Below are 25,196 nucleotides of genomic sequence, written 5' to 3' on the forward strand. Positions count from 1 at the left end.
CAGCTGAAAACAGCTTGGTAGTGGCAGAAAGCATGGTTTTTTTGTGCTTGGTCCTTGACTTCAGAAATTCTTCTACTACCTTTGTCACATCAAAACGCCGGTAACGGTGTTGAGACTAAAAGCGAGAGTAGCTCAGTTGGTAGAGCGCGACCTTGCCAAGGTCGAGGTCGCGAGTTCGAACCTCGTCTCCCGCTCCAAACAGAAAGACGTTGCTTTACCGGCAGCGTCTTTTTTGTTTACATGCAGTGAATATTATGTAAATTGATACAACTGCTTGAGCCAGAGTGGTGTAATGGTAGCCACGAGGGACTTAAAATCCCTTGTCTTCACGGACGTACGGGTTCGAGTCCCGTCTCTGGTACCAAAAAAGCCCTTTCATCGGATGATGAAAGGGCTTTTTTGCGTAGTACGCCTCAATGCGATTAGCTTACTACTGCGTCAAGCGGCTGACGAGTTACTGCCCGAAGCGCGTCGGCCAATAGCTGGTAGGAATACACACGGGCCTCGTGCTCGAAAACGTTGGTAATGGCCATCAGCTCGTTGACTTGCGTGCGGTCAACAAACTCTTGAAGTTCAGCTTGCAATGTAGCCTTGCTGCCAATGAAGGAGTAGGACAGCATTTGCTCTACCATGTGCTGCTGAGCCGGCGCCCAAAAGGGCGTCATGTCCTTTACGGGTGGTTGCAACGGGGCCGGGTGACCAGCTACTACGCTCAGCATAAACCGCTGGAGGGAGGTAGACAGCCACTGCGCCTGAGCATCGGTGTCGGCGGCTACTACGTTGACGCAGGCAATAGCGTAGGGCGCCGCCAGTGTAGCAGAAGGCTGGAAGTGCTGCCGGTAAATTTGCAAGGCAGGTAATAGCTGAGCCGGCGCGAAGTGGCTGGCAAAGGCATAGGGGATGCCAAGGGCAGCAGCCAGATAGGCGCTGTCGGTGCTGGAGCCTAGGATGTAGATGGGAATATCCAACCCCTCACCGGGCATGGCGCGCACGGGGCTGGAGCTGTTGGCAGTGGAGAAATACGTTTGCAGTTGCTGAATATCGCTTGGGAAGTCCTGCACGGCTCCGAACCGGCTGCCGCGAATGGCTTGGGCCGTGCGTTGGTCGGTGCCTGGGGCGCGCCCCAGGCCCAAGTCGATGCGGCCGGGGTAGAGCGAGGCCAACGTGCCCATCTGCTCGGCCACTACCAAAGGTGCGTGGTTGGGTAGCATGATACCGCCCGAGCCTACCCGCAGCGAGGTAGTGCCTCCGGCAATATGACCAATCAGGATAGGCGGGGCGGAGCTGGCTACGCTGGCCATGTTGTGGTGCTCGGAAAGCCAGTAACGCGTGTAGCCCATAGCCTCTACTTGCTGGGCTAGGTGTAAGCTGTTGCGAAAGGTATCGGTGGGGGTGCCGCCAGCGAGGATGGGCGCTAGGTCCAGCACGGAAAAAGCAACGGAAGAAGAATCAGTGTTCATCAGTTGAGAAAATAGACAAAACGATGTGCGGGTACGGAAACTACCGGCCGCAGGCAGCCTCGGTGGGCGCCTTTCTTTTGTCAACAAAAAAAGAAGGCAAGCAGTTACCAGGGGCACGTGTTGCCCGCAAGCTGTACCACTCGTGCAGAATCTCGTACCAGCACAACCGGAACGACTTGCCTATCTTTGCGGTTAAGTACCGGGCGCTACCCGCTTACCATATGTTTCGATTCTCTGCCCTTACGCGACGCCTGACGGCGGCTACTTTTTTGGTAGCCTTCCTCAGCATGTTCGCGGGGCGGTGCTTCTGCGGCCCGGTAGCTAGCGAGGTAAAAGCGCCTAAAATGACGTGTTGCGCCAAAATGGCCGACAAGCATTGCAAGGGCATGGGCAAGGTGGAGCACGCGCCCGATACCGACAAATCGGATTGCCAGACACCGGTGAAGGCCTTTTTTGCCGCGCTGGTTGGTCCACCTAGCCACGCTGTGAGCGACGCGCCACTGTGGCTGGCTCTGCCGCCTACCTTCGACTTCACATTTGCGCGCTATGTGCGCTGGGAGCAAGCCCGGCCGGTAGCCCTGGTGCCCCGGCGGCATCTGAAGCCCAAGATTCCGGACATCCGAATCTATACGCATTCCCTAACGGTCTAAAGTTGATTTCGCACGCGCTGCCGGCGCGGATATAGCCTTGCTATGTCCGCGCCGGCAGCGCGTTTTCACGCGCTATTCGGCCGGTAGATTGCCGCTGTGGGTCTGCGTGTATGCAGTTCTTAATTTTCCATTTTCTTCATTTTCAACCCTTTTTCACTTATGCTGATGAAATCTGCATTCCTCTCTTTTATGGCCGCAGGTCTGTTTCTGGTGAGTAGCTGTGGCGCCGACAACAAGCCCGTAACGGTAGGTGCCGAAGGTCCGGCTAATACCATGAAAACGACCTCCGCCGACACGACAGCTACGCCAGCAGTTGCCGGGGCCTACGTGTGCCCGATGGACCCTGAAGTAACCAGCGACAAGCCCGGCGACTGTCCCAAGTGCGGTATGGCGCTGGTGAAGCAATGAGGTAATGCTTAGCAGATGGCGGTACGCTATCGGCTACTGTTTTAAAAAAGCTGATACCCATCGGCTATCAGTCAACCGCTCAGAAATATGGTAGAAAAGCTTATTGCCTTATCGTTGCGCAACCGGGTGCTGGTGCTGCTGCTGGCGGCGGGGCTGTTTGGGTGGGGCGTGTACGCCCTGCGCCGCAACCCCATCGACGCCATTCCAGACCTTTCCGAAAACCAGGTGATTGTGTTCACGGAGTGGAGTGGGCGCAGCCCCCAGGTGCTGGAAGACCAAGTCACTTACCCGCTGGTATCGAACCTGCAGGGAATTCCAAAAGTGCGCAATATCCGGGGCGCGTCGATGTTTGGGATGAGCTTTGTGTACCTGATTTTTGACGACGAGGTAGACCTGTACTGGGCCCGCTCGCGGGTGCTGGAGCGCCTCAATTACGCCCAACGGCTGCTGCCTGAGGGCGTTATCCCTACCCTCGGCCCCGATGGTACGGGGGTAGGGCACGTGCTCTGGTATACCCTGAAAGCGAAGGGCATGGACCTGGGTGAGCAGCGCGCCTTGCAAGACTGGTACGTGAAGTTTGCCCTGCAAACCGTGCCCGGCGTGAGCGAAGTGGCCTCGTTTGGCGGCTTCCAGAAACAGTACCAAATCACCCTCGACCCCACCAAGCTCAACTATTACCGCATTCCGCTGCCCGACGTGCTACGGGCCGTGAAGTCGAACAACAACGACGTGGGCGGGCGCAAGTTTGAGATGAGCGACATGGGCTACATCGTGCGCGGGCTGGGCTACATCGAAAATATCCAGGACGTGGAGAACATGCCCGTGGGCACCTACCAGTCTACTCCTATCCGCATCAAAGACGTGGCCACCGTGCAAATGGGCGGCGACCTGCGCCTGGGTATCTTCGACGTGAATGGCGAGGGCGAAGCCGTGGGTGGCATCATTGTGATGCGCTACGGCGAAAACGCCGACAACGTCATCCGGGCTGTGAAAGCCAAGATGCAGGAGGTGGAAAAAGGCCTGCCGCGGGGCGTGAAATTCGAAATTGCCTACGACCGGAGCACGCTCATCGAGCGGGCTATTGCCTCGGTGCAGGGCACGCTGGTAGAGGAGATGGTGACGGTGTCCTTGATTGTGCTGCTATTCCTCTTTCATGCCCGCAGCGCAATTATCATTCTTGTGCAGGTGCCGCTGTCGATTGCCATTGCCTTCATTCTGCTGGAAGCCTTTGGCGTGTCGTCCAACATCATGTCGCTCACCGGCATTGCCTTGGCCATCGGAGTGATTGTGGACGACGGCATTGTGGTGGTGGAAAATGCCTACCGGCATCTGTCGGAAGCACAACAGGTAGAAGAAGCTACAAGCTAGTTTACTAGCAATAGTATGATAGAAATAAAGGGTTTACAATGACCAGCGAAGAGCGCAACCGAATTATTGAGCGGGCCTGCCAACAGGTGGGGCCAGGCGTGTTCTACTCGTCCATTATCATCGTGGTGTCGTTTCTGCCGGTGTTTCTGCTCACCGGGCAGGAGGGCAAGCTGTTTGCGCCCCTGGCCTGGACCAAAACCTTCATCCTACTCGTCGATGCCTTCATTGCCATTACGGTAGGGCCGGTGCTGGTGAGCTTTCTGTTGAAAGGCAAGCTGAAGCCGGAAGGGAGCAACCCGGTGGGTAGGGCGCTGGAGCGCGTGTATACCCCTATTCTGGCGTGGTGCCTGCGCTGGCGCAAAACCACGCTGGGCATTAACATTGTGGCCCTGCTTGTCAGCATTCCGATGCTGCTCAGCCTGGGCACCGAGTTTATGCCGCCGCTCGATGAGGGTAGTATCCTGTTTATGCCCGTCACCCTACCCGATGTATCCAACCAGGAGGTGAAGCGCATTTTGCAGGTGCAGGACCGCATCATCAAGCAAACGCCCGAAGTGGCGCACGTGCTGGGTAAGGCGGGTAGGGCTAACACGGCCACCGATAATTCGCCGCTGTCGATGATTGAAACCATCATTCTGCTGAAGCCCCGCGACGAGTGGCGCGCCGGCATGACCAAGGCCAAAATCGTGGACGAGCTGAACCAGAAGCTTCAGATTCCGGGCGTGGTGAACGGCTGGACCCAGCCCATCATCAACCGCATCAACATGCTCTCTACCGGCATCCGGACGGATGTGGGTGTGAAGGTGTACGGCCAGAACCTGGATTCTATCTACCGGTTGTCTACCCAAATTCGGCAGCACTTAGCCGGTATCGATGGGGTAAAGGACTTGTACGTAGAGCCGATTACGGGTGGCAAGTACCTTGATATTAAGGTGAAGAAAGAGGAAATCGGGCGCTATGGGCTGAGCGTGGACGACGTGAACCTGCTGGTGGAATCGGCGCTGGGCGGCATGGAGCTGACTACTACCATTGAGGGTAGGCAGCGCTTCAGTGTGAATGCCCGCTTTGCCCAAGACTTCCGCAACAGCCTGCCCGCCTTGCAGCGCCTGCAAGTGCAAACGGCCGGCGGCCCCATCCCGCTGTCGTCGGTGGCTGATATCCGGATTGCGGAAGGCCCACCGATGATCAACTCCGAAAACGCCCTGCTCCGCGGTACCGTGCTGTTCAACGTGCGCGACCGGGACCTGGGCGGCACCGTGGCCGAAGCCCGCCAGCGCTTAGAAACGATGATGGGCAAGCTGCCAAAGGGTTACTTCCTTGATTGGAGCGGGCAGTACGAAAACCAGCTCCGCGCCACCCAAACCCTCAAGCTGATTCTGCCGCTGGTGCTGGCCGTCATTTTTGGGGTGCTTTATTTCACGTTCGGCTCGCTGAAAGAAGCTTTTTTCAACATCGTGACGGTGCCGTTTGCGCTGATTGGGGGTGTGTTCATCGTGTATTTCTACGGCGTGAACTTGTCGGTAGCGGTGGCAGTGGGCTTCATCGCGCTGTTCGGGCTGGCCGTGGAAACCAGCATCCTGATGGTGATTTACCTCAACGAGGCCATGCAGAAGCTGGTGGCTCGCAAAGGCAACTCCCGCGACACCATCACGCCCGCCGACATCCGCGGGGCCGTGATGGAAGGCGCCGCCCAGCGCCTGCGCCCCAAAATCATGACCGTGTCGGTGTCGCTGTTTGGGCTAGTGCCGGTGCTGTGGTCCACGGGGGTAGGGTCGGATGTGATGCTCCCTATTGTGCTCCCGCTGATTGGCGGTGTGTTCACGTCGTCGGTGCACATTCTGCTTGTCACGCCGGTGGTCTTCGAGATGACCAAAGAATACGAATTGCGCAAACATGGCCAGATGGAAATCCCGGTGGCTCGGCATTGATGATGAAAGCTAAAAACTAGCTCCCCTCTTTTAAGGAGGGTAGGGGGTGGTTCCGGCTAGAACTAGAAAGTCTAGAACCTAGCCATCGTTCTATTCGGCTTTTACCACCCCCTACCCCCTCCTTAAAAAAGGAGGGGAGCTAGCACTAACTCTAGTTTGACTAGTTTATGAAACGCTTCCTGCTTTTCTTTCTTTTCCTACCCCTCGGTGCCCAGGCCCAACTGCCCGAGGTGTTGCCGCTCGATTCTATTCTGGCTAGGGTAGAGCGCGTGCATCCGCGCTTGCGGCAGTACGAGGCCCAGGCCAAAGCCGCCGATGCCTACGCCGCCGGGGCGCGGGTGTGGATGGCCCCGAAGGTAGGGGCTGGCCCATTTATGGTGCCCTACAGCGCCAACCGCCGCGGTGAGGATATGGGCATGCAGTCGGGTGGCTCGGTGATGGTGATGGCCGAGCAGGGCCTGCCGAACCGTGCCCGCCAGCGCGCCAACGAAAGCTACCTGCGCAGCCAGGCCAGCGTGGACCGCGAAACCCGCGCCTACACGCGCAACCAACTGCGCGCCGACGTGAAGCAGAACTACTACGACTGGCTAATGCTGCAAAAGAAGCTGCACGTGCTGGAAAAAACCGAGCGCCTAATGGAGTTTGCGCTCCGCAGCATCGAGCTACGCTATAAATACGGCGGCGAGAAACTCAGCGACGCCTACCGTGCCCAGGCGGCCTTGCAGCTACACCACGTAGAGGAGATGGAGTTGGAAGGTCAGCTGAAGGAGCGCCGTGCCAACCTGAATACCCTACTGGTGCGCGACCCGCAAACCCTGTTCGATATCGACACCACCTACCACCTGCGTGCCCTCGACCGCAGCCTGGACACCACCGAACTGGCTGAGGCCCGTAGCGACGTGCGCGCCTTAGATCAGTCGTTGGTACGCAACCAGTTGCAGCAGCAGCTAGAGCGCACTGCCGCCCGGCCTGAGTTTGCTGTGCAGGCCCAGCATATGCAGGGGCTAGGTAGCATGCCCAACCAATACACGGTGCTGGGTACGATGTCGGTGCCATTTGTGCCGTGGGCCTCGCGGCAGTACAAGGCCAATGTGGCGGGTATGCAGCTAGAGGCGCAGGCGCTACGCGAGCAGCGCGCCGACCTGCTCAACCAGGCCGCCGGCAAGGTAGAAGCCCTCAATGCCCGCCGCCGTGCCCAGTACGAGCAGGTATTGCTCTACCAGCAAAGCGTGTTGCCAGCCGTGCTCAAGAGCTACCGCGCTACCCTGTTGGCTTATGAGCAAAACACCGAAACCTTCTCGGCGGTGCTGCAAGCCTGGGAAACCCTGCGCAATACCCGCCTCGCCGCCGTGGACCAGGAACAGCAGCTCTTGCAACTGCAAGTGGAATTTGAACGCGAGCAGGAACAGTAGGGAGTATAGATGTAAGATAAAAGCCGTCAGCGGTTTGTATATGAATAAGAAGAAAAGATGGCAAGTGCGGTTCTACCTACTCGTGCTCTTGTTAGGACTATTTTGGATGGCCACCAGCTGCTCCACCGAACAGCCTCATGAGCACGCCCACGCCACAGCCGAAGAGTACTATACCTGCCCTATGCACCCCGAGGTAGTGCAGGACGAGCCCGGTAAGTGCCCGGTGTGCGGCATGTTCCTGGTGAAGAAAACCACCGCTCCTGCCGCTGATGCCGATACCAGCACCCTACCCAGTCCTGTCAGCGGCACAGCTACACCCACCGATGTGCAGTTGGTGCACCCTACTGCTGGCGCCGAAACGACGACCATTACCGCGCCCGGCGTTATCAGCTACGACCCGCGCCAGTTCGAGCGGGTGGCCGCGAGGGTAGGGGGGCGCATCGAGCGGCTGTACGTGCGCTCCCGCTTTCAGCCCGTCAAAAAAGGCCAGAAACTCTACGACATCTATAGCCCGGAGCTGCTGACGGAGCAACAGAATTTGCTTTTTATCTTGAAAAACAAGCCTGTTGATGAAGCATTGCTGACAGCCTCGCGGCGCAAATTGGAGCTGTTGGGTCTGACAACTGGACAAGTACGGGCTATTGAGAAAAGCGGCCGACCGCAGCTACGTATCAGCGTATATAGCCCCGTGAGTGGCTACGTTACGGAGGCCACCACCGATGCCGCTGCAGCTAGCGCATTGGAACAAGCCGGTACCCTGACCATTCAGGAGGGCGACTATGTGCAAACCGGCCAGCCGGTGTTGCAGCTTGTGAATACCAATACAGTGTGGGCCTTGCTGCAAGTGTATGCCGCCGATATAGCGCACGTGCAACCCGGCCAAACGGTAGAAATTACGCTGAACGACACGCCGCAGGCCACACCGCGCCAGGGCAAAGTAGCGCTGGTAGAACCGCTCATTACCAGCAGCGCCCCCACGGCAACTGCCCGCGTCTACCTGTCAAATAGCGAGCAGCAGCTTAAAATAGGACAACTCGTGACAGCTCAGATTCAATCCAGAGCGCAAGCTACGGGGCTGTGGGTGCCCGCCGCCGCCGTCCTCGACCTAGGCACCCGGCAAGTCGTGTTCCGGCAACAGCACAACCAGCTACAGCCAGTGGCCGTGGTGACGGGTGCCCGCGCCGGCAACCAGGTGCAAATCACGCACGGTCTGACGGTCCAGGACCAGATAGCCGCCAATGCACAGTACCTGACCGACAGTGAAAGCTTTATTGAGCCGGTGCTGTAACCGAGTTTTTGCAACGTTCTTTTCGTCAGAAAACGGCGAACCTCCGCGAGAAAAACATGAAATACACTTTGCTACTGCTGCTACTCGTTGTGGCCTGCCGCCAGGCTACCCCGGAGGCCGATTCGGCCACGGTGCCCGAAGCAAACCCTACACCCAACCCGGCACTGGCAGCTACGGCGGAATCGTACTACACCTGCTCTATGCATCCGCAAATTCACGAGGACGAGCCCGGCGACTGCCCCATCTGCGGCATGGACCTCATCAAGGTGCAGCACCAGTCGGGCACTACCACCGCGCGCACTATCCGGCTCAGCGCCGAGCAGGTGCGCCTGGGCGGTATTAAAGTGAGGAAGGTAGGCGAACCAGTAGCGGCCACTACGGCCGCTGGTACGGGGGTGGTGCTCACGGGCAGGGTAGTGCCCAACCCCGAAAACCTGACCCAGGTAAGCGCCCGCGTGCCCGGCCGCATCGAACGACTGTACGTGCGTAACCCCGGCGAAACCGTGCGCGTCGGTACGCCGCTGTTTGCGCTTTATAGTGAAGAATTGCAGAAAGCCCAGTTGGATTTTCTGCTCGCTACCGCTCAGCAGCGCGAGCTGGCCGGCGCCGATAACATCGACTACGCGCCGATGGTAGCCGCGGCCCGCAACCGGTTGCAGCTTTGGGGTTTCACGGCCGCGCAAATGCGGCGGCTCCTGCGAGCTGGTAAGCCCCTAAACCCCGTCCCTTATTTCAGCTCCAAAAACGGGGTGGTGCAGGAAGTGGCTTTGCGTGAGGGCGACTACGTGCAAGAGGGTACGCCCATCTTCTCCCTCGTCGACCTGAGCACGGTATGGGTGGAAGCGCAGCTTTATGCCACCGATGCCGCCGTGCGTGCCGGGCAGCCAGTCACAGTCACGTTTCCGTCGTTGCCGGGTAGGCAGGTAGCAGGGCACGTAAGCTTTGTAAATCCTGAATTGGCGGATAGCAAAGTGACCCTAGTGCGCGTGGTCCTACCCAACCCGCAACGTACGTACACGCCGGGCCTGCAAGCCGTGGTGCGCGTGGCGCCTACCTCGGGTAGCGCCCCGGTGGCAACAGGTACCTTGCGCGTGCCTGTGGCCGCGGTATTGCAGGAGCAAGCCGGAAACAGCCTGTGGGTGCGCCTCCCCGATGGTAGCTATGAAAACCGGGAAGTAGAGCTTGGGAAACAGGCCGGCGGGCAGGTTGAGATTCTGTCGCACCTGACGGCGGGCGAGGAAGTGGTGATGGATGGGGCCTACCTGCTGCACAGCGAGTATATCTTGCAGAAAGGTGCCTCACCGCTGGCAAAGCAGTAGCATGCAAAATATTACGCCTCTGCCAGCAATAGCGCCACTTTCTGCGTTACACGTTCTGCTGCCGTATCTTTCGCGCCTTCCCATCCCTACCCTTTGCTTCTATGGCTACTCCCGATCCTGAATACTACCGCCAGAAAATCCAGCAGGTCTTCGCCGAAGTCGGCAACGTGGTGGTAGGCCAGCAATACATGGTCAACCGGCTGTTGATTGGCCTCTTCACTGGCGGTCATATTCTGCTGGAAGGCGTGCCAGGCTTGGCCAAAACACTCACTATCAGCACACTGTCTAAGGTGCTGCACCTGCACTTCCAGCGCGTGCAGTTTACGCCCGACCTTCTTCCTTCCGACCTCATCGGCACCATGATTTATAATCAGAATCAGTCGGAGTTTGAGGTGAAGAAGGGACCGATTTTCGCCAATCTGGTGCTGGCCGACGAGGTGAACCGCTCACCCGCCAAGGTGCAAAGTGCCCTACTCGAAGCCATGCAGGAAAAGCAGGTAACCATCGGCGAGACGACCTACCCCATCGACTTGCCCTTTCTGGTATTGGCCACACAAAACCCTGTGGAGCAAGAGGGTACCTACCCGCTGCCCGAGGCCCAGCTCGACCGTTTCATGCTGAAAGTCTACGTCGACTACCTCAAGAAAGCCGACGAGCTGGAGGTGATGCGCCGTATGGCCAATATGAGCTACGTGGAGGCCGTGCAACCTGTGCTGAGCAAGGACGATATTTTCGCTATCCGCACGCTCATCAACCAGGTGCAGATTTCCGAAACGCTGGAGAAATATATCATCGAGCTGGTATTTGCTACTCGCAAGCCCGCCGAGTATGACCTGGCCGAGTACGCGCAGTACGTGCAGTTTGGCGTGAGCCCCCGCGCCAGCATAGCCCTACACCGCGCCGCTAAGGCCGTGGCCTTCCTCAACGAGCGCGACTATGTACTGCCCGAAGACATCAAGGACGTGGCCACCGACGTGCTCAACCACCGCATCCTGCTCAACTACGAGGCCGAGGCCGACGGCATTCGAACTCAGGATTTTATTGAAGCCATTCTGCGCAAAGTGCCCATCAGCTAAAGCAGGTATGCTTCGCTTAAACCTTAGTGCCTTGCTGGACCAAAAGCCACTTACGCCACAGCGCCACGCCGTACGCGACATCGGCTGGGCCGGGTAGCAGGTGGCGCAGGCGTGTGCCCGTATCGCGCAGAAAATACCGGAGCAGGTACAAAGCTGAAGCCAGATAGGAAAGCGACATGGCCAGCGACGCTCCATAAATACCGTAGCGCGGAATCAGCCAGAAACAAGCGGCCACAGTCACCGCTACCCCCAGCCCCGCCGCTACGTTGTTGACGCGGTAGCGCTCTAGGCCGCTGAAGTAGGTGCTACACATAATATTGCTTGCCACCGCCAGTATGCCTGGTGTGAGGTACCAAAGTATGAGTCGTGCAGCCCCAAACTCAGGCCCAAACAGGCGCGTCAGCACCACCGTAGGCAGCGCGCACAGCACCAGCAAGCCTGCGCCAGTTGCCAGCAGCGTGAGACGCGTGGTGCGAAGCGTAGGAGCCAATTGTCCCTGCTTGTCGGTGGCATGCACTAGATCGACGTACTGGATGAGGGCGGTGCTGCGCGGAATTAACCACAGGGCCTCAGCTAACGACACACCCACGCTCAGAATCCCTAAAGCGCGTACGTTGGCATAGTGTGCCACAAAGTAGTACGCTAGCCGGTAGTTGATGAACGTGAGGATATTAGAGAAATGCGCGCCGCGACTATGGTACGCCAACTCTTGTGCTACCTGCTGCAGCGACTGACCCGTGCGCCAACGATCAGGCAACTGCCACAAAGCGCCCAAGCTGAGCAGGAGGGGTAGGCCATACGCCAGGTAGGCAGCGTAGTAGTAGGCGTCTACCGTGCGTTGCCAATTGCCCACAAACGCCACCAGCAGGCCGCCGACCAAGAGTAGCACTTGGCTTATAGTTAGAAGATTATAAGTGGTTTCGCGTTTGCGCCCGAGCAATAAAGACGTATTGGTAGATAACAATGCCTGGCACACCGTTACCACCCAGAGATGCGTTAGGTAGGTAGTCGATACGGGCCGTAACAATCCTACGGTCATAGTGCCCATGCTGCAAACTGCCAGTGCCCAGCCATACGCAGGCACCAGCAGCTGCCAGCTACTATAGCGCGGCGAAAGATAAATCAGCGAAGACCCGCCCAGCAGCCCGATAAACAGCAGCACCGCGGCGCAGTCCGTCACAAATAAGCTCACGGCCCCACGCCCGGCTGCCCCCAGGTAGCGGGCCGTCAGCCACACCACACCAAAGCTGAGCAGTGCAGTCAGCAGGCGCGTCAGGAAATGGTAGGCAATGCGGCGAATCATGCGCGTAGAATAGCACGGTAAAGTAGCGCAAATTGCTGACCTACCGCCGCGTAGCTGAACAAAGCTTCTGCACGAGCCCGCATGAGGCCTCGTGAGAACTGTGTCGGGTTGTTTAGAGCCGAAAGTAGAGTGTCGGCTAATGCTGCTTCGTCGCCGGGCGGCACCAGCAGGCCGAAGCGGCCGTCGGCGGGTAATAACTCGGGCACGCCGCCTACCTGCGTTGCCACGGCGGGTAGCCCACTAGCCTGTGCTTCAATCAGCACGCAGGGTAGGTTTTCGTAGTTGCTGAATAAAACCAGGCAGTCGGCCTGCTGCATTTCGTGGGCTATGGCTTTAGAGGGAAGTTTGCCTATGAACTGCACCGTATCGTTCAATAAGCCCAGCTGTTGCGCTGCGTGCAGCACGTGTGTTTCATCGGGACCGTAGCCCGCTACGCGTAGCGTAATTTCTGGGCGCAATTCTTTTAGACGCGCCATCACACGCAGAAGGCCGGTCAGGTTTTTTGCGGACTCATTGAAGGCGGCCACGTGCAGAAGCCGACGAGCCGGCTGCGGAGGGTAGGGCGTTGGGGACGGACGAAACAGTTGCGTGTCCACCACATTGGGAATTACAACTACGTGCGAGTTGCCAATGCCCAACGTCTGCATAGCCTGGCGCAAATTTTCGGATACCGTATGCAGCGCTGTGGCTCGCGCTACTACGCGGCGCGTGAGGCACTTACGCAGGACGCCTATTCGGGCCGCTTTGGCAGGCAGGTACAGCGTCCAGTGCTCGGTGATGAGGTAGGGAATGCCATAGCGCACCCGCAGCCACCACGCAAACAAGCCCGTACGCAGCAATACGTGCACGTGCACGAGCTGCGGGCGTTGCCTGCCCCAGTACTGCACTGCCTTCCGGTAGCCGCACCCCACGCACCAGTAATACAGGAGCAGCTTCAACACTTTATCAACAAACCTAAACCCCGTTGGCTGCGCACGATAGTAATAGCGCCAGATAGGGGTAGGGGCTGCTACGTCGGCTTCGCAGACAACGAGGTGGGGTAGCGGGCCGCGAGCCACGGTGGCAAATACCACGGCAGTGTGCGCATGCGTTGCAATAGCTGCCACGTGCCGCGCCACAAAGTCACCATCCTGGTCATCGTAGCGGTGCGGGTACCATTTGGGCAGCATCAGCACGCGAGGGGTAGTCATAGCCTGCAAGCTACAGGGTTTTGAGCGGCCAAGGCAAGCACAAAAGAGCAGAAGCAGGGCTTGCCCGGCATAGTTGAAAGCACCGCAGTATTTTTGCAACGTTTTACTCTAATACTTCCTACCATGCTCCTTTCCATGACCGGCTACGGCATCGCGCACCGCGAAACCGACCATTACACTGCTACCGTCGAAATCAAGTCGCTCAATTCCAAAACGCTGGACCTGAGCCTGCGCCTGCCCCGCTTCTTGCAAGACCGCGAGTTGGAGATACGTAACTTATTGGCTAAGAGCCTGATTCGCGGGAAAGTCAACCTGAACTTTGAAGTGAGCCGTACTGCCGGTGCTCGTGCCGCTACCATCTTCAACCGCGAAGCGCTCCTGACGGCTTTCCAGGAAGTGAAAGCCATTGCCCAGGAGCTGGGCCTGCATACCGGCGAGGATACGCTGCTGGCGGCCCTGCGCCTACCTGGCGTGCTGGCCGGCCCCGACCAAACCGCCGAGCCGGAAGTGGAAATCACCTGGGAAGAGCTACTGCCGCTGGTGCACGAGGCGCTGGAGCGCATCAACCAGTTTCGCCGCGACGAGGGTCATGCCCTAACTACGGAAATTTTGGGGTACATCGACCACATTCGCGTGGCTCTGGCCGATGTAGAGCGCCACGACCCGACACGCATCACCCAGGTGCGGCAACGACTGCAAAGCCATTTGGGCGAGTTAGCTGCAACAGAAAATTTCAACGCCAGCCGCTTCGAGCAGGAGGTACTATACTACATCGAGAAGCTCGACATTGCCGAAGAGAAAGTGCGTCTCATCAACCACCTACACTACTTCACCGAAACCGTGTACCTGCCCGAGCCTACTGGCAAGAAGCTGGCCTTTATTTCTCAGGAAATTGGCCGTGAAATCAACACTATTGGCTCCAAAGCCAATGATTCTACTATACAGCACCTCGTGGTTGGAATGAAGGAGGAGCTTGAGAAAATTAAAGAACAGATAAATAATATCCTATAAAGGGGTATGTTTAAATTTAATTATGAAGTGTATTATATGATTTTTATAAGATAATAATTTTTTATTTCAATGTACGATTATAGTACTTATGCTTTGATCTGCATGTGATGATCAGCATTCGGGTTAAGGTTTATAATGTTACTTATGACGGTTTTACAAGAAATTGGCAGGGTTTTCGGATAAAGCACGGTGAAACACGAAAATATTTCTTTTGGACAAAACTTGTGTTTCGGATTCTTCGTATTAAATTGTGCTAATCAAACAGAGTTCATTTCAAGAATGCTGTTTGTCTTCTCAAGAAAATCATCTTTTTTCAAGTAAACGTTATGAAAAAAGCTTTACTTCTTCCGTTTCTATGTCTGTCCTTTCTTCTCATGGCAGCCCGTCCATTCGCTGAGATAGAACTTATCAAGAAGCGCGTGCTGAGCGAGCGGGTTGAAATTCTCATTCCCAAAGGCTTTGAGGTAATGAGCGAGCAGCAGATGGATTTCAACTACGGCAGTGCCCAAAGCCGCCCGAGTGTGATTTACACCAACAGCAAAGAAGCCAGCGTTGCATTTACGTATACTGACAATGCAGCTGATCAGGACATGATCAACATGTACGCCGAAACGTTCTACAAGACGTACACTAAGCAATTCAAGAACGCCAAGTGGTTTTCCAACGGCGTGCGCGAAATCAATGGTCGTAAGATGGGCTACATGGAACTGATGAAACCGGAGCTGGGCCACGAGGTATACACGTTGGTGTTCTTCACCGATGTAGAAGGCAAACTACTCATGTGCACCTTCACCTGCGCCGACCGCCAGAAGCCTGAATGGGAAACGGTAGCCAAGCAGATTATGGGTTCCCTGCGTACTAACGGCTAATTCTGCTTCGTTTCAATTAACGTTATTGCCCCCGGCGTGCCACTACTTAACGTGGCACGCCGGTGGTTTTTTGTAGAATACAGTCCCTCTGAATCCAGGTTAGAACCAGCGTTTTTCCACTGTGCTAATGGATACAGAGCTAAGATTATTTTAAAACGAAGCCAGGAAACGGGTAATTAGCGCGAATACGCTGGCAAAGGCTGTTAGAGGTAGCGTAGCGGCTTGGTCGTGTACATCGTGGTAGGCGGTAGGGCCGCCACGGGTGTACAGAAAAAAGGCGGGCACCCCGCTCTCAGTGAAGTAGTAGTGGTCGGAATTGGCGGCTTTGCCACGAGCTGCTATGGATGATACATAATGTCCAGCCTCGTTGAGTTGTTGCAAACGCTGAAAAGCGGCTGGCAAAACACGGCCATTCACCACCGTAATGCCTTCCTCACCAGTACCCAATAAATCCAGGTTGAGCAGGAACCGGATGCGGGCTAGGGGCAGCAACGGATGCTGCACAAAGTAGCGTGATCCAACCAACCCGGCTTCTTCGCCGCCGAAAGCAATGAATACCATAGAGCAGGCAGGTCGATTTTCGGGGCGGGCATAGTGGGCGGCCAGCTCCAGCAGCATGGCCGTGCCGCTGGCATTATCGTTAGCGCCAGGAAAGTAGGCGCGGCGGCCCATAGTGCCCAGGTGGTCGTAGTGCGCCGTCACCACTAAGAACGAGTCGGGTTGGGTGGTGCCGGGCAGCATCCCGATCAGGTTTTGAGTTTGATAATCGCGCTGCAGCTCGGCATCTACCCGCACAGCTACCTGCGCTGTAGGATTTTCCTGCTGCCGGGCGTACCTATTCCAAACCGATTCTAAGACCTCCAGGCGGACTTGGCCGGCCTGCGTGGAGGCCAACGAGGCTGTGAGCTTGGGGACCAGCGTGAAACGCAAGGCCGCCGAGTCGAGGTGTTGCCGTAGGGGTAGGGGCAGGGTAGCCAAGCGAGGCACATCGGCGGCACGAATGGCTACGCCACCGCCGTGCCAAGGGCGTTTCAGCAGACGGTGTTGGGCTACAGCATCGTAGAAAAGTAGGGTATCGAGGTGAAAAACGGGCACCGCCGAAAGTAGCCCGCCTCTTTTGCCCGGTCCCGAATCGGGAGCGGCAATGAATTCTTTTCCCGGCTGCAAGCGGTGGGAGTGGCCCAGCACCGGAAACCGCGCCATGCCAAAGCTAAGCTTCAGCTGCAACTTTCCGGGAAATGTATTTACCGTGATTGGAAACGACTGAGTGTAGTCGGGCGCCAGGGGCTGCAAGCCTAGCTGCCGAAACCGCTGCCGTAGGTAAGCCGCAGCGCGTTGGTCGCCGTGGCGCACGTAGCCGCGGCCGTGCATACGCGTGGCAGTGAGAGCCGTAATAGTCTGGCGCACGCGAGGCATATCTTGCGCCCAAGCCCCCAGGGGTAGGAGCCCTACTCCCAATAAGAGCCAACGGCATCCAGTAGTCATCAGGCCTGCCACCAGCGGCGGAGTAGCCAGGCCGCGCCCAGGCCCGCCACCGTACCCAGCGTGTCACTGATGAGGTCGGACCATTCGCCGTGGCGTCCCAAGTTCATCGTCATTTGCAGTGCCTCAATCAGCGCCCCAAATAACGTACAGCCGATGCCTACCCACCATAGGGCCTGCCGGCGCAGGGTAGGGAAGCGCCGCTGCCGCCGGGCCGAGATGTAGCTGGTGAAAGACAGTACCGCAAAGACCCCCGCGTGGGCCGCCGTATCAAACGACAGCAAATCCCACTGCGGTGTGTTGGGCATTTCCTGGGCCGGCGTGAGGGTCAGTACCAACACCAACGCCGCCCACGCAGCCGGCACGCCAGCAAAGGCGCGCGGCGACGCGGGCGGCGTTATGCTCGAAGAGGCCGTCAACTTACGCGCCTACGATTTCGCCGTAAGCCTCAGCCGTCAGCAGCTCATCTAGCTCGGCGGCGTTGCCTACCGACATCTTGATCATCCAGCCGTCGCCGTAGGGGTCAGAGTTCACCAGCTCGGGGCTGCCATCGAGAGCGGGGTTGATTTCCAGTACAGTGCCGGTGAGCGGGCTAAACAGGTCTGAAACCGTCTTCACGGCCTCTACCGTCCCGAATACGTCGTTTTGGGCTACGTCTTTGTCCAGCGTGTCAATGTCTACATACACGATGTCGCCCAACTCTTTTTGCGCGTGGTCGGTGATGCCTACATAGGCTACGTCGCCTTCAACGCGTACCCATTCGTGCTCTTTCGTGTACTTCAGTTCAGCGGGGAGATTCATGCAATGCCAGGTTAAAATGAACAGCTCCCAAAAGTACAGGAAAAGGGGAAGAGTGAAATGGTGAAGTTGTGAGTTTGTGACACGCGCGTTTTCAACTCACTATGTCACAAACTCACAACTTCACCATTTCACCGCTTACTGCGACAGGCTGTAACGAAGCTGAATGCCGCCTTCCGTAGCTGCATTGCGGAAGGAGTTTTGCACACGTGGGGCCGTAACGGTGCGGGTGAAGTAGAATTGTAGGTTCAGGCGCTGATTGAGGGTGTAGTCGATGGTAGGGCGCAACAATACCTGGCGGGTACCGCTGGTTACCAGACTGAAAGGCGTGCCCACATCGGTGCCGTCTATCACATCCTCGATGGTGCGCTGGATGATGGTATTATCACGAATCGACATATCCAGGCGGGCGTTGAGTTGGTTACGTAGCACCGTCTGCTCACCCCCGATGCGGAAGGGTAGTTTCAGACGGTCGGTCACGTAGCCGAAGCCTATTACCATCTCGGTGGTGTGCAGTTCCGTTACCTGGGCGTTGATGGTGTTTAGGCCTACGTTCCGTGTCACGCGGTACTCCAAGTTGCCAGATACCTTTTGCAGGGTCTGGAAGTTGATACCAATCAGCGGCGCCAACTGCTCCGAAATGGTCACCTGCCCCAGAATGTAGTAGGGAACGAACAGATTGTTGTCGTTAGTGACGGTCGAGAAGGCGTTATCGTCAGGCGCATTTCTATACAGAGTAGAAGTAGTATAGCTGTTGATGCTATATACCGAGGTATAGGCGTGCTTGAGCGTGACGGAGCGGAAGTAGCGTTGCACAAACGGCAACTGGGCCAGACCGTTGTATTGGATGGTCCAGTTGGGTAGCGGAATGTTGAATTGCTTCGTTGGATTAAATCCCTTCGCCTTGTAGCCGTCCGACGACTTGCCACGATAGGCATCCAAGAAGGCGGGTAGCAGCACATCCTGCGAGTTGTAGCTGTACACACCAGGAGCAGCATTAGCGGCAGTCAGACGGTCGTACACGAAGGCTCGGTTCTGCACGAAGCGGTTGAAGGTCTTGGAAATCGTACCCTCCGCCGACCGGTCGCCGAACAAGGTCTGGATGGAAATGAACGACGTGCTAAACGAGCCTGAGCCCAGTGGGTTGCTGGCCGTAGCCGTACCGCCCGGCACAGGTAGCAACGTCTCCTCATCAATAGGCCGACGGTAGAACACCTCCCGGTTGCGGACGCGCTGCTGGCGGGCATCCAGTTGAATGTTGAAGTCGCGGAAGGGCTGCAAAGAGGTACGCAGCGTTAGGTTGTCGGTAAGTAAGGAGCTGAGCGGCGTATTCAGCAGGTCGCTACGCTCAGTGTACCAGCCGTTGCTGGCGGCACGCTGGTACAGTACATCCAAGTCCGAAAAGTCGCTGTACTGCTTGCCGAGCAAGAACGGAATGCCTGGTGCATCGAACGAACTATTCATCCCGAAGAACCTTGTGCCAGGCAGATAGCCCGGCAGCAGCGTGCCGTTGCTGCGGGTGTAGGTAAAGTCTAGGGAGCGCGCCGTCATCAAGGAACGCAGCACCGCTTTCAGCGCCCGGAACTCGGGGCCTTTGCGGGTAGAGTCAGCGGGGGCGCCGGCCACGCCGGAGGCACCGGGGGGGGTAGGCTTAGGCTTGATGACGCGGCCCTTCTCGTCGCGCTGCACGGGCGGGGGCGGCGGGGCGTTGTTGATGATGTTGAGGAAGCGCACCTTGTTGTAGAGCTTCACCAAGTCAATCTTACCCGTGCCGCTCAGCTCGCCGTTATTTTGAATGGTATTGCCGAGGGTAGTGCTATCGGTGGCCAGCGGGTTGCTAGGGTCGCGCAGCACGCGCAGGGCTGTAGAGGCAGCCTGCCAAGTGTAGTTGGCCGAGTAACGCGCATTCATGGATATCCAGTCAGTGAGCGGGAACTTGTCAAGCGGCACGCGCCACGTCACGGCTACCTGTTGAGTGAAGTTAGTGGTGCGGCCCCCACGCAAGAGGTTGTCGCGAATCAGGTCGCGGTTCTGCTGAGCCTGGTCGGAGCTGCCCACAGCGCGCCCTACCCCTTCATCCACTATGGCGCGGTTGTTCGCCGTGTAGTCCAGAATCAGGGCTTTGGTCAGGTCCCACTTCAGGTCGTAGATGCGGTTGAAGTAGAAGCTTTTCTGGTAGATGCCCGCAATGCCGGCCGTGGTAGGTAGGGTGCCGGGTTCTAGCACGCGCTGCAAAAACCGCTCGTTGTAGCGCCGGTCCAAGTCGGCTCGGAAGGAGAAGCGCGAGGGTAGAGGCGTGAAATTAACCTCCTGCAAAAACTTCAGGTAGGGTGAGTCTAGCGCCTTCAGAGTAGCTAGCGGCGTGTAGTTCTTGGGCGTGGTCTGGTACACGTAGGCCAGTGCCCCCGTAAAGGTGCGAGTGTAGTCGCGGTCGGTGTTGATATCGGTGTGCGTGCGCTCGGCAATGGCGTAGCTCACGGCAAAGTTCTCGATATCGTAAGGGCGTACCGGTTTTTGCTGGTTGGTGCGTTCCTTGTGCGCGTTCAGCACACTGATGCTGCGCTGCTTGGTCTGCGAAACAACCTCCTTCTCGTACTCGCGGCGCAGTTCGTTGTTGTTGTCAAACTTTTGCAATGACTGCGTGAGCTTGGTATCGGGGTCCAGCGGGTCATACTCAGGCTTACTAACCTCAGTGCCTGCCTGCACTAGCACGGGTAGCCGTAGGCCTAGCTTCTCGGGTAGGAACTTATCGGCAGCGATAGTAGCATTCACGTCGCCGCGCATAATGTCGCTGGTGGTGCGCTGCTGAAGCTTGTCTTGCAAGCCGCCGAAGCCTGAGGTAACGTAGCTACCCGTAGCCGTCACGTTGGCCACATCGGCCAGTTGGGTGTTGAAGCGGGCCGTGGCCGCCCAGGCACTCTTGCGGTCAAACTCAAACACCCGGAATTCGTTGGCCCACACCGTTACGGACTTGCTGGCACCGTTGTCCAGCGGGTTGAGAATGCCAATCATGGCACCCTGCACCTGCGAGAAGTCGGGGTTGCCTATAATAGTGATAGTGGCGCCCGGCTGCAAATTTCTGTTGTAGGTGAATGGGGTAAAATAAGCTTCCGGGCCAAGTTTATTATCAATAATGAATTTGTTACGAGCCGCTTTGGCATCAATAAAATCCTGAAACGCTACCTGAACTTGGTTGGCATCGGGCCAGATTTCGGCGGTAGTGGTTGCGCTGGGGCGGGTGATTTGCAGAGGCAGCGAGTACTCGTAGTAGTTCTGGGTGTAGTCGGTACCGATGCGGACGAAGCCGCGCACGTCGCCGTCGTTCACAGTAGGGTCCTGGCTTTCGGCGTGCAAGAACATGCGCAGCTGCTTGTAGCGCAGCAGGCTAATCTGAATGTTCTTGTAGGCCGCTTTGCCATAGCCATCACGCAGGCCTTCCACAGCCAGGCGCAAGCTCTGTTCGTTTTGCTGACGGTTCACGGTGCTGGAGCCATACTCCTGGTCGCGCTGAATGCCGGGCGGCAGCACGTACGGAATAGCACTTGGAGCACCACCAACTGATCTAGCTGATGCGCCGTTTTCCTCTAGGCTCACCGTCGAAATAGCGAAGCCTTCGGCATCGGTATCGTTGTTCAGTACCGGCTGGCCGGGGGTAGCAATGGTGCTCAGGAAGCGGCGCCACTGGTTGGCCACAAACTGCGGCTGCACCAGACGCAACACCACCGGCTGCTGCCACTGTGTGAGGTAGAGGCGCACAAACCGGATAGACTTGAAGCCAAACGGCTGCCCATTGGGCGTGCCGCGCACGGCCGAGTACTGCCGAATGGGTACTCGGAACTGGTACCACGACACCGACTCGCCGTTAGAGCCGGCAATGGTGCGCGTCACCTTATCCACAATGTAGTTTTGGCCCACCACCATGTTGTTGGGGCGCAACGGCATACGGTACTCGTAGTAGCGCTCTAGGTCCGTTACCACGTTGTCGCGGTTCAGGTCTTCTTTATCGGGGTAGGCGGTGGAGCTTTGGTTGGTATCGGAGGTAGAGTTGCCCTCCATGCCATTGTATTGCTTGTAGCGGCCCAGAATGTGGTTGCCAGCCTCGGTGCCGTTGTAGGCGCCCGAGAGGTGGTGCAAAAAGTCGTCGCCGGCTGGGTCGTCCAGGGCCGAGAACGGACCGGGTATGCCCAGCGCTTTTTCGGCCGCGTTGTCTACCCCATCCAGCCCCACGTCCTGCTGTGCCCGCGCGCCGGGGGCAGCCGAGAAGGCATCGGTCAGAAATTGTTGGGTGGTGGCTCGTCCCCAAGCGGTATTCTGCGTTAGGTTGGCTGCTGTATTGGTACCGTCAGGTAGGCCGTTCTCAAACTCATTGATGTTGTTGTTACGCATCAAATCCTCCGACACCGAGCCCAGGTTGATGTAAAAATCACCGCCAGGATTGGCCGAGGCTACCGTTTGCGTCACACCGTCGTTGATGACGTTATTGCCGTTGTTGCTCTGGATGAATGGATCCATCATCCAAAACTCTATGTATTCTACGTTGGCGTTGTCGAAGTCCGTATCGAAGGTGATTTCGCGGCTGATGGCGCCGTAGTTGCCCTGGGCCAGCCCGAGGGGTAGGGAGCGGCCGTCGGGGCCCACCTGCGGGTTGTAGTTGTATTGCCCACGCTCCGAAGGAAAGTAAGCCAGATCGAGGGGCAGCTCGAAGCCGTTGCCAGTGGCGCCCACGTCGCGGGCCGGGAAAATCTCGGTGCGCGGAATACCCCGCACGTAGTGGTTGCGTAGCTCCTGCGCGCCAATGCTGCTGGGCTTGCTGGGGCCGTTGGAGTAGTACGTTTGGTCTACCGTATACCAAGCCATTTTGGCGCGACGGTAGGCAAAGGGCAGTCCTTGCTCCTGTGAGCCCTGGATGGGTAGGGGCGTGGTACCCAGGCGCCACACCGTAGCCGAGTTCAGGCCCGCCAGCGTGTAGGGTGTGCGCGCATTCTCAAAATCGTCGAGGTAGGACACGCCGTTTTCGCCCCGGCCCAACTCGGTCTTGCCCGGCAGCAGCTGCGCAAATTCTCCGCTGAACGCCACCGACGATGGCGCCTTGGTGCTCAGGCCCGGCAGCATATCCAGGTACTTCGTCAGAGCCCGCGACTCGCGGCGCATGTTTACATCGAAGCCGTAGATGGTGTTGTTGTTGGGCTCGTCGCCGATGGCCACGCGGTTGATGCCGGGAGCCTGGTTTTCAATCAGCTTCAGCATGGTAGCGCCGAAGTTGATGTCGGGGCTGAGGCGATAGTCGAGGCGGGTGCCAATGAGGCGGCGCGGCTGCACCTGCACCACGGCGTTTTTCTCGAAGGTGATACGCAGCTCGTTGGCCGAGTTGAGGTAGCTCGGGTTCAGGACTTTCACCTGCGCCTGATCATAGAATACTTGGTAATCAACCCCTTCTTGCAACAAGGTGCTCCCCGCATACACCCGCACCGAGCCCTGGGCAATGCCAAAGCCGGGTAGGCTAATCACATCGGTAGAAGTAGCCTGGTAGCGCCCCCGCAGGAAAAACTTGTCCTTGTCCTGCACCTGCTGGGCATCGCTCTGCACCTGATTATACAGGGCCGAGTACACGTACTTGTCAATCAGGCCTTGCTCAGTGCCGGCCACAAACTGGCCTTGCAAGTAATTGCCAAACGGCTCTACTACCGGGAAGTAGATACGCCCCAGGGTAGGGTCGATGGTGATACCCGAAATGAAGTCGAAGTTGCCGTCGGAGTTTCGGTCGTTGTTGGGATTCAGGTTGTCGAGGTTCAGCACCTGAATGAGCGGCACGTTCTGCACGTTCTGCCCTTCCTTCAGCGAAATCAAGTCCACGCCCGTCACGTCGTCCTTGTACACCACTTGCAGCTGGAAGTTCTCGCGGTTGAGCTGGGTAGCGTTCAGCGAGTACACGTTCTTCATCAGCAAGTCCCAGGTAGGCAGATTGCGCGTCTGCAAATTGGGGTTCTGCGGATTCACGTTGGGGTCGGCCAGGCCCACGCCGGGGTTGGTAGCCTTCAGCATCTTCAGGAAGACTACTTGGTCGGCATTGACGTTGGCGTAGTCGTCCACCAACTCGCCTACCTTGTACACCTGGCCGTTGTAGAGATATTCATAGCTCACACCCAGCACCTGCTCGGGTAGCAGCTGGGTGTTCAGCGAGAGGTAACCCAGCTGAGCATTAAAGGTATACTCGGTAGCGGCCAGCTTGCGGGCGCGTACCCGCTCGAAGTCAGTGGCTTTCACTAGCCCTAATCGGTTCAAAGAGTTGTCTACCGTGAGGTTGCCGCGGTCCTGACGTACTTGGCTGTACTGGGTGTTTTGGTCGTTGCCGGTAGGGGTGTTCACCGTACGGTTGCCTTGCAGGAACTGCGGACGGTACACTCGGAACGGTTCGGCCAAGTCCATCAGCGTCACCACGTTGCGCAGATCGGTGGCGGTGCGGTTGTCGTTGGTCACGTACACTTCCAGGCGACGGATTTCAATGCCGCTCTGTACGGTGGGCAGATTGCGCAGGGCCGCGTTGTACCGGTCGCGGAAAAACTGCGACAGGAAGAAGTGGCGGTTGTTTTCGTACTGGCTGGCCTTGATTTCAAAGTTGCGGCTTTGCCCGCCGTTCTGCACTGTCACGGCGTCTTGCTGCCCGCGCAGGGTGCTGGCCACGGCCGTCACGCCCAGGCGACCGAATTGCAGCTGAGCTTTCACCCCAAACAGGTTTTGGCCACCCGTAATCAGGGAGTTGTTTAGGGGTAGGCTCACGTTGCCGAGCTCCACCTTCCGGATAATCTCTGTTTCGTAGCCCGTATAGTCGAGCTTCATGTTGTTCTCAAACTCGAAAGCCGCCTTCGTGTCGTAGTTGAACGTCACCCGCATCTTCTCCCCGATCTGGCCGGTGAGGTTCAGGTTCATGTTCTGCTCGTAGTTGAAGTCGCCGGTGCGCTGCTGGCGGAGCGTGAGGGTAGGGTTTTCGTTGCGGTTGAAGCGCGCGCCCATGCGCAGCGTCACGGCACCCTGGGGCCGGATGTCCACATAGCTGCCCCCAAAAATGCGGTCGGCCATCGGGCCGAGGTAGATCCGCGGAATCAGGCGCTGGGCCGTGGCGGGCGTGTTGGCGCCGCCGGTTACACCGCCAGCCGCCTTCTCGCGGTAATAATCGCGCACGGCTTGCTGCTGCCGAAATCGCGAATACTCCTCAAACGACATCCGACTCGGGTTTCGATAGTCGATATCCGAACCTATTTTCTCGTTTAAGTCGTAGTAGTCTAAACTGTCGCTCGCCACCACCTCGGGCTTCACGTTGGCGGGCTGGTCGAGCAGCAGGGGTGAGCGGCGCCGGGTAGGCGACGTAATACCTTGCCGGTCCGCAGGCGCCACCTTGGGTCGCGTGCTGGGCCGGTAGCGGCTGGTATCGGGTAGCACCACGCGCGGGGTATCCGGCAGCAACTGCGCCACCACAGGTAGGTGCGTCAGGAGCCGGTGTAGCCGGGCGGCGCTGGTACCCAACGGCTTCGCCTGCGACCACCAGGCCACCAGCAACGCACACAGAACCAGGGAGGAGGAGAGGTGTTTCTTATCGAAGCTCAAGGAAGTGAGCCGGCCGCACGACCGGAAGGAAC

General features: G+C 57.7%; 17 protein-coding genes and 2 tRNA genes. 12 read left to right on the top strand and 7 right to left on the bottom strand.

Going from position 1 to position 25,196, the window contains the following annotated elements; all coding sequences use genetic code 11:
* Positions 1–121 precede the first annotated feature (121 nt).
* Together MUN82_RS19995 and MUN82_RS20000 are read left to right on the top strand one after the other, a co-directional pair.
* Positions 122–197, top strand: a tRNA-Gly gene (locus MUN82_RS19995).
* Between the two features lie 81 nt (positions 198–278).
* Positions 279–364: transfer RNA gene (locus MUN82_RS20000), tRNA-Leu, on the top strand.
* Between the two features lie 58 nt (positions 365–422).
* Here the strand turns inward: MUN82_RS20000 and MUN82_RS20005 are convergent.
* Complete coding sequence (locus MUN82_RS20005) at positions 423–1,460, bottom strand: LLM class flavin-dependent oxidoreductase (protein WP_245093277.1); 1,038 nt, start codon at positions 1,458–1,460, stop codon at positions 423–425.
* Between the two features lie 221 nt (positions 1,461–1,681).
* Between MUN82_RS20005 and MUN82_RS20010 the strand changes: the two genes are divergently transcribed.
* The 8 genes from MUN82_RS20010 (at position 1,682) to MUN82_RS20040 (ending at position 10,909) form a co-directional block, all read left to right on the top strand.
* On the top strand, positions 1,682–2,110 hold the full coding sequence (locus tag MUN82_RS20010) for a hypothetical protein (RefSeq protein WP_245093278.1): 429 nt from the start codon (positions 1,682–1,684) through the stop codon (positions 2,108–2,110).
* Positions 2,111–2,275: 165 nt separating this feature from the next.
* On the top strand, positions 2,276–2,518 hold the full coding sequence (locus MUN82_RS20015) for a heavy metal-binding domain-containing protein (RefSeq protein WP_245093279.1): 243 nt from the start codon (positions 2,276–2,278) through the stop codon (positions 2,516–2,518).
* 87 nt (positions 2,519–2,605) lie between these two features.
* A complete protein-coding gene (locus MUN82_RS22315; RefSeq protein ID WP_262922829.1) occupies positions 2,606–3,886 on the top strand; it encodes an efflux RND transporter permease subunit in 1,281 nt (426 codons plus the stop codon).
* Between the two features lie 38 nt (positions 3,887–3,924).
* Positions 3,925–5,814 carry an efflux RND transporter permease subunit gene (locus MUN82_RS22320; protein ID WP_262922830.1) on the top strand — a complete coding sequence of 630 codons (1,890 nt, stop codon included), beginning with the start codon at positions 3,925–3,927 and terminating at the stop codon, positions 5,812–5,814.
* A 167-nt stretch (positions 5,815–5,981) separates the two neighbouring features.
* Positions 5,982–7,226 (top strand): TolC family protein, encoded by a 1,245-nt coding sequence (locus tag MUN82_RS20025; RefSeq protein WP_245093281.1) that lies wholly within the window; start codon positions 5,982–5,984, stop codon positions 7,224–7,226.
* Positions 7,227–7,266: 40 nt separating this feature from the next.
* Positions 7,267–8,514 (top strand): heavy metal-binding domain-containing protein, encoded by a 1,248-nt coding sequence (locus MUN82_RS20030; protein ID WP_245093283.1) that lies wholly within the window; start codon positions 7,267–7,269, stop codon positions 8,512–8,514.
* Positions 8,515–8,570: 56 nt separating this feature from the next.
* Positions 8,571–9,833 carry a heavy metal-binding domain-containing protein gene (locus tag MUN82_RS20035; RefSeq protein ID WP_245093285.1) on the top strand — a complete coding sequence of 421 codons (1,263 nt, stop codon included), beginning with the start codon at positions 8,571–8,573 and terminating at the stop codon, positions 9,831–9,833.
* A 101-nt stretch (positions 9,834–9,934) separates the two neighbouring features.
* Complete coding sequence (locus tag MUN82_RS20040) at positions 9,935–10,909, top strand: AAA family ATPase (protein ID WP_245093287.1); 975 nt, start codon at positions 9,935–9,937, stop codon at positions 10,907–10,909.
* 16 nt (positions 10,910–10,925) lie between these two features.
* Here the strand turns inward: MUN82_RS20040 and MUN82_RS20045 are convergent, their stop codons facing one another.
* Positions 10,926–12,212: a lipopolysaccharide biosynthesis protein gene (locus MUN82_RS20045; protein WP_245093289.1), complete on the bottom strand. Its 1,287-nt coding sequence runs from the start codon at positions 12,210–12,212 to the stop codon at positions 10,926–10,928.
* Positions 12,209–13,402, bottom strand: coding sequence for a glycosyltransferase (locus MUN82_RS20050; protein WP_245093291.1), 1,194 nt, complete (start codon positions 13,400–13,402; stop codon positions 12,209–12,211). The genes MUN82_RS20045 and MUN82_RS20050 overlap by 4 nt, the downstream gene beginning before the upstream one ends.
* A gap of 123 nt (positions 13,403–13,525) precedes the next feature.
* Between MUN82_RS20050 and MUN82_RS20055 the strand changes: the two genes are divergently transcribed.
* Together MUN82_RS20055 and MUN82_RS20060 are read left to right on the top strand one after the other, a co-directional pair.
* Complete coding sequence (locus MUN82_RS20055) at positions 13,526–14,413, top strand: YicC/YloC family endoribonuclease (RefSeq protein ID WP_245093293.1); 888 nt, start codon at positions 13,526–13,528, stop codon at positions 14,411–14,413.
* A gap of 374 nt (positions 14,414–14,787) precedes the next feature.
* A complete protein-coding gene (locus MUN82_RS20060) occupies positions 14,788–15,282 on the top strand; it encodes a hypothetical protein (protein ID WP_187320211.1) in 495 nt (164 codons plus the stop codon).
* A gap of 150 nt (positions 15,283–15,432) precedes the next feature.
* Here MUN82_RS20060 and MUN82_RS20065 read toward each other — a convergent pair whose 3' ends face one another.
* The 4 genes from MUN82_RS20065 to sov all read right to left on the bottom strand — a co-directional run bounded on the left by MUN82_RS20065 (position 15,433) and on the right by sov (position 25,164).
* Entirely contained in the window at positions 15,433–16,767 is a 1,335-nt protein-coding gene (locus MUN82_RS20065; RefSeq protein WP_245093295.1) for a M28 family metallopeptidase, read from the bottom strand.
* A complete protein-coding gene (locus MUN82_RS20070; protein ID WP_245093298.1) occupies positions 16,767–17,183 on the bottom strand; it encodes a VanZ family protein in 417 nt (138 codons plus the stop codon). Before MUN82_RS20070 ends, MUN82_RS20065 begins: the two co-directional genes overlap by 1 nt.
* 1 nt (position 17,184) lies before the next feature.
* Positions 17,185–17,565, bottom strand: coding sequence for a glycine cleavage system protein GcvH (gcvH, locus tag MUN82_RS20075; protein WP_245093300.1), 381 nt, complete (start codon positions 17,563–17,565; stop codon positions 17,185–17,187).
* 135 nt (positions 17,566–17,700) lie between these two features.
* On the bottom strand, positions 17,701–25,164 hold the full coding sequence (sov, locus tag MUN82_RS20080; protein ID WP_245093302.1) for a T9SS outer membrane translocon Sov/SprA: 7,464 nt from the start codon (positions 25,162–25,164) through the stop codon (positions 17,701–17,703).
* Positions 25,165–25,196 lie beyond the last annotated feature (32 nt).

Source organism: Hymenobacter aerilatus (genome assembly GCF_022921095.1).
Taxonomy (GTDB): Bacteria; Bacteroidota; Bacteroidia; order Cytophagales; family Hymenobacteraceae; genus Hymenobacter; species Hymenobacter aerilatus.